A 4,332-nucleotide genomic window follows, 5' to 3' on the forward strand; every position below is an offset into this window, starting at 1 on the left:
TTCAAAATCACAGGTCGCCCGGGTTTACAGGAGAGATGATCATGCGGAGACAATTTACGGTTATTATTGAGCGAGAGGGCAACGGGTATGTGTCCCTCTGCCCGGAACTCGACATCGCCAGCCAGGGAGAGACGATCGAAGCCGCCCGCGACAACCTGCAAGAGGCGCTCGAGCTTTTTTTTGAGACGGCATCCCGGCAGGAGATTCAGGCCCGATTGCACGAGGAGGTTTACGTGACGCAGGTGGAAGTGGCCGTTGGGTAAGCTCCGCGTCCTGTCGGGGAGGCAGGTCTGCGCAATTCTGGCTCGCCATGGGTTTGCAGAGGTGCATCAGCGGGGCAGCCACATCGTGATGCAAAAGAAGCTTCCGGGTACGACCATTACCGTACCGGTTCCAAACCACGACGAGCTGCGTATTGGAACGCTTCAGTCAATCATCCGTCAGTCCGGAATTCCCAGGAATGAATTCGAATATTGATCCAGCGATCGAGGGGAGCCAAACCATAACGGGCAGATTTTTGATGCTGTCTCGAAACCCACCTGGCGGGCCGCCAAGCCGGAAAAAATCGAGATGCGCAAGGATGTGGCGCTTCGGTCGCCGTCAGGGCGAAACATTCGGCCCCGGGACTTTTAGCGAAACCACCAGAGCCGGTTTGCCGATGATCCACCCCCTATTCTTTTGCCTTGATGATCTCCACAAAATCACCCGGCGTCACGATCCGGATACCCCGGTACGTTTTCAACTCGGTCAGGCGGTGGTCGCCGGAAATGATAAAATCCGCCCCGCCTTCCACGGCGCACGCCACATATTTGTCGTCGGCGGGATCGGCTTTGATTGCCCTGACTTCCATCTTTTCCTCCGTTATCTGGGCAATTCGGGCATAAGCATCCAGAAACTCCCGGATCTGTTCGGGCGACATGCGATGCCGCTTTGCAAGCTTCGGATATTGCAGCACCAGCTCGATCTCAGCCAGGATGCTGCGGGAAACCAGCAATTCAATCTTATTGGCTCTTACCCAGTCCAGGATTGCCGAGGCATTGGAACCGGGGGTCAACAAGGCGCTCACAAAAACGTGCGTGTCGATCACGGCGCGGATCATTTTCGGGTTCCCGCCTTAATTCTTTTGACCGCCTCCTTTTTTGCCGCCGCCACCGCATTGAGACTGGAGCGCTATTTCGGGATCGAAGCCCGGTTTTGGCTGAATCTGCAAACCGAGTTTGATCTCCGGGTGATGAAACGCAAGATCTGGACGGATATCGAGAAGCGGATTATCCCTGCCAGGCGCACCGGCGAAAGCATCCGGCAACCTGCCGATGCCTGACGGAACCGTCAACGATCGCCATATTATCAGCCCCGTCCGCATATTGAACGGAGAGGCGGCGGGAATTCAATAACGCGGTGCTATGCAGCTTCACGCGGCTGGATTAATATGAGATCCGCACCGATTTCAAGCTCGGCAACATCCAGATCATATGCCTGCTGAAGATTCAGCCATATTTTTGGCCCGGTTCCGAACCATTTGCCGATCCGCAGTGCCGTATCGGCGGTGATGGATCTTTTTCCTGAAAGGATCTGGGAAATCCTGTTTGCAGGCACATTGATTTTCCTTGCCAATTCGGCGGCGGACATGTTTATTTCCGTGAGTTCGTCAGCCAGGATCTCCCCGGGATGTATCGGTCTTCGCGCCATGGTCGCTTTCCTTAGTGATAATCAACGATTTCAACGTCTTCCGGACCAGCATCACCCCATTCAAAACAAATGCGCCATTGATCGTTGATTCGTATGCTGTATTGTCCTTTTCGATTGCCCCCCAACGCTTTGAATCGATTGCCGGGCAACATCATTAACGCCTCAAGCGTATCCGCCGCATCCAGAACTCTGAGTCGTTTTTCAGCTTGTGCGGCGAATGCTTGAAATTCCGGTACCCGGCCCCCCTCAAAAAGCTGCCGTGTTTTCTTTCCCTTGAAACTTTGGATCATTTACAATATATTTCCTGTACGTGATACGTCAAGCGTAAATGCAGCAGTGGCGAAAAAGCTCGGGATCTGCGGCATGCCCCATCTCCTGCGAGCTAGTTTCATCCTCAAGCTGCGTGATGGATTCAATCAGCCGCCGGGTGTTTTTGGGGGAACGAAGCAGGTAGGCGGTCTCCTCGAGGGCGGTATAGTCCTCGAGCGACAGGAGCACCACCGAATCGCCGGTTTTCCGCGTGATGATCACCGGGGAATGATCCCGGCAGACCTGTTCCATGGTTTTGGCGAGGTTTTGCCGGGCAGCCGTGTACGTGATGGCTTTCATGTTGTGCCTCCTTCATTGTTGTGCGGAAATATGTACCGCAGGAAAATCGTTGCGTCAATCCGATCGGGTCAAGCGGCATCTCGTCCCGGCGGCCGGGAACCTCCTGCTGTTCAGGATAGTGGAAGGCATTGAGAATTTTGACATTTGAACTCAGGAAACAAATATGCCGGAAATTGCAAGATTTTATGGAATCATTATCAAATTGTTCTTTGGCGACCATCCTCCGCCCCATTTTCATGCCGTGTATGGTGAACATATCGGTCTGTTCAGTATCGACACGATCGAAATGATCGAAGGGGATTTGCCGAGCCGGGCTCGGAACCTGGTTGTTGAATAGGCTGAGATCAACCGGGAAGAGCTGAAGCGGATGTGGGAAACGCAGGAATTCCGAAAACTTCCGCCTTTGGAGTAGCAGCATGAAATATCCGAGAATACGATCGGCAGTCGCGGTGGATGACCATACGCTGGTCATCGGGTTCGACAATGAAAAGAGGAAAAAATATGATATCCGGCCGCTGCTGAAGAGGGAGATGTTTTCTCCATTGAAGAATCCCGCATTTTTCAAGGCCGTTACAGTGGAGCAGGGCGGGTATGCTGTGGTATGGGGCAGTGATATCGATCTCAGTGAATATGAACTCTGGCGTCATGGGGAACTCATCCCGCAGCCGACAAGGAAGGATTAGTCGATTCGGCAGCGGCATCCGATCATACAAGGAGGAGTGAACGATGAAGGTGAGATATTTTCCGGACACGGATACGGCTCATATTGAATTTACCGACAAGGATGTCTTTGAAACCAGAGAGATCCGTGAAAATATTTATATTGATATGGACCGGAAAGGCAACATCGTCAGCATGACCATGGAACATGTGAAAGCGAGCCCCGGCTTTGGCATTTTATGAAAAAGAATCTTCCGAGTAATCGATCCTCAAGATCCACGTCCGAGATTTGTGACGGCATACCCCATTGGAAAAGGCGCTGTTTGAAGGAGGGGAACAATGATCAAAGAACTGGACACGGTCGTTTTGACCAGGGATATTACCGAGTATGGCCTAAAAACAGGGGATATTGGCGCGATTGTAAACGCCTGCAAAGACGGCAACGGTTTTGAGACGGAATTCATTGCCGGAAACGGAGGTACGATCGCTGTGGTTACGCTTATGGCTCGAGATATCCGTTTGATGAAAGAAAGCGAAATATTACATGTTCGGAAACTTCAGGCGGCATAATCTGAAACCAAAAGGGGTCGTTCGCCGGTGGTACCCGGAAGGATGACTTTCGCTGCGCTCCACCCATCCTACGGGCTGCGGGCTGATTTTGGCAACAGCGCCAAAACCACAAGGAGGATGAATTGAACATCGATGAATTGAAAAAACTGAGCAAGGCTGAGCGCCTCCAGGCGATGGAAGCGCTTTGGAATGCCATGTTGCATGAAAATGGAGATATGGCGACCCCCGAATGGCATGAAAACATTTTGGCTCAGAGAAAAAAAAATATCGAAAATGGCCGTGCAAGCTTTATTTCGCTTTCTGAGCTCAAAGCGAGTCGCGGTCAATGAATATTAAAAACGTCTTCATTTTGAAAGAGGCGGTTGATGATTTGAACGAAGGCAGATCATTTTACGAGATGCAAGGGCCCGGAGTTGGTGATCATTTTTGGAATTGCATGATTGAGGATATTGAATCGCTGTTATTATACGCTGGAATTCATAAGACAAAACATGGATTTTTTCAAATGTTTGCCAAACGATTCCCCTATGCTGTTTACTACGATCTTGTTGATAATTTTGCCTATGTTGCCGCTATATTGCCCATGCGAAGAGATCCGGCATGGATTTCAAAACAATTAAGAAAAAGAGGCTGATCGGGCAGCCCGCAGGATGTGCTACGCTACGCTCCACCCATCCTACGGACTGATTCAAAATCACAGGTCGCCCGGGTTTACAGGAGAGATGATCATGCGGAGACAATTTACGGTTATTATTGAGCGAGAGGGCAACGGGTATGTGTCCCTCTGCCCGGAACTCGACATCG

Annotated in this window: 12 protein-coding genes; 8 read left to right on the forward strand and 4 right to left on the reverse strand. The window is 51.2% G+C overall.

Annotation, left to right across the window (positions count from 1 at the left end):
• Positions 1–41 precede the first annotated feature (41 nt).
• Positions 42–263: a type II toxin-antitoxin system HicB family antitoxin gene (locus tag ACEW8N_RS03430; protein ID WP_373498399.1), complete on the forward strand. Its 222-nt coding sequence runs from the start codon at positions 42–44 to the stop codon at positions 261–263.
• The gene (locus tag ACEW8N_RS03435; RefSeq protein WP_373498400.1) at positions 256–477 is read left to right on the forward strand and encodes a type II toxin-antitoxin system HicA family toxin; all 222 of its coding nucleotides are present in this window, start codon (positions 256–258) and stop codon (positions 475–477) included. Before ACEW8N_RS03430 ends, ACEW8N_RS03435 begins: the two co-directional genes overlap by 8 nt.
• Before the next feature lie 193 nt (positions 478–670).
• Here the strand turns inward: ACEW8N_RS03435 and ACEW8N_RS03440 are convergent, their stop codons facing one another.
• The 4 genes from ACEW8N_RS03440 to ACEW8N_RS03455 all read right to left on the reverse strand — a co-directional run bounded on the left by ACEW8N_RS03440 (position 671) and on the right by ACEW8N_RS03455 (position 2,298).
• Positions 671–1,099, reverse strand: coding sequence for a putative toxin-antitoxin system toxin component, PIN family (locus ACEW8N_RS03440; protein WP_373498401.1), 429 nt, complete (start codon positions 1,097–1,099; stop codon positions 671–673).
• 302 nt (positions 1,100–1,401) lie between these two features.
• A complete protein-coding gene (locus ACEW8N_RS03445) occupies positions 1,402–1,689 on the reverse strand; it encodes a HigA family addiction module antitoxin (protein WP_373498402.1) in 288 nt (95 codons plus the stop codon).
• An 11-nt stretch (positions 1,690–1,700) separates the two neighbouring features.
• Positions 1,701–1,979: a type II toxin-antitoxin system RelE/ParE family toxin gene (locus tag ACEW8N_RS03450; RefSeq protein WP_373498403.1), complete on the reverse strand. Its 279-nt coding sequence runs from the start codon at positions 1,977–1,979 to the stop codon at positions 1,701–1,703.
• A 28-nt stretch (positions 1,980–2,007) separates the two neighbouring features.
• On the reverse strand, positions 2,008–2,298 hold the full coding sequence (locus tag ACEW8N_RS03455) for a type II toxin-antitoxin system Phd/YefM family antitoxin (protein ID WP_373498404.1): 291 nt from the start codon (positions 2,296–2,298) through the stop codon (positions 2,008–2,010).
• 163 nt (positions 2,299–2,461) lie between these two features.
• Here ACEW8N_RS03455 and ACEW8N_RS03460 point away from each other — a divergent pair, with 163 nt between their 5' ends.
• The 6 genes from ACEW8N_RS03460 (at position 2,462) to ACEW8N_RS03485 (ending at position 4,162) form a co-directional block, all read left to right on the forward strand.
• Positions 2,462–2,635, forward strand: a complete 174-nt coding sequence (locus ACEW8N_RS03460; RefSeq protein WP_373498405.1) for a DUF4160 domain-containing protein — start codon at positions 2,462–2,464, stop codon at positions 2,633–2,635.
• Positions 2,636–2,714: 79 nt separating this feature from the next.
• Positions 2,715–2,981, forward strand: a complete 267-nt coding sequence (locus ACEW8N_RS03465; RefSeq protein ID WP_373498406.1) for a DUF2442 domain-containing protein — start codon at positions 2,715–2,717, stop codon at positions 2,979–2,981.
• A gap of 43 nt (positions 2,982–3,024) precedes the next feature.
• Positions 3,025–3,201, forward strand: a complete 177-nt coding sequence (locus ACEW8N_RS03470; protein ID WP_373498407.1) for a DUF2283 domain-containing protein — start codon at positions 3,025–3,027, stop codon at positions 3,199–3,201.
• A gap of 96 nt (positions 3,202–3,297) precedes the next feature.
• A complete protein-coding gene (locus ACEW8N_RS03475; protein ID WP_373498408.1) occupies positions 3,298–3,528 on the forward strand; it encodes a DUF4926 domain-containing protein in 231 nt (76 codons plus the stop codon).
• Between the two features lie 122 nt (positions 3,529–3,650).
• Complete coding sequence (locus tag ACEW8N_RS03480; RefSeq protein ID WP_373498409.1) at positions 3,651–3,857, forward strand: addiction module protein; 207 nt, start codon at positions 3,651–3,653, stop codon at positions 3,855–3,857.
• A complete protein-coding gene (locus ACEW8N_RS03485) occupies positions 3,854–4,162 on the forward strand; it encodes a type II toxin-antitoxin system RelE/ParE family toxin (RefSeq protein WP_373498410.1) in 309 nt (102 codons plus the stop codon). Before ACEW8N_RS03480 ends, ACEW8N_RS03485 begins: the two co-directional genes overlap by 4 nt.
• Positions 4,163–4,332: the final 170 nt, after the last annotated feature.

Source organism: Desulfococcus sp., assembly GCF_041737845.1.
GTDB lineage: Bacteria > Desulfobacterota > Desulfobacteria > Desulfobacterales > Desulfococcaceae > Desulfococcus.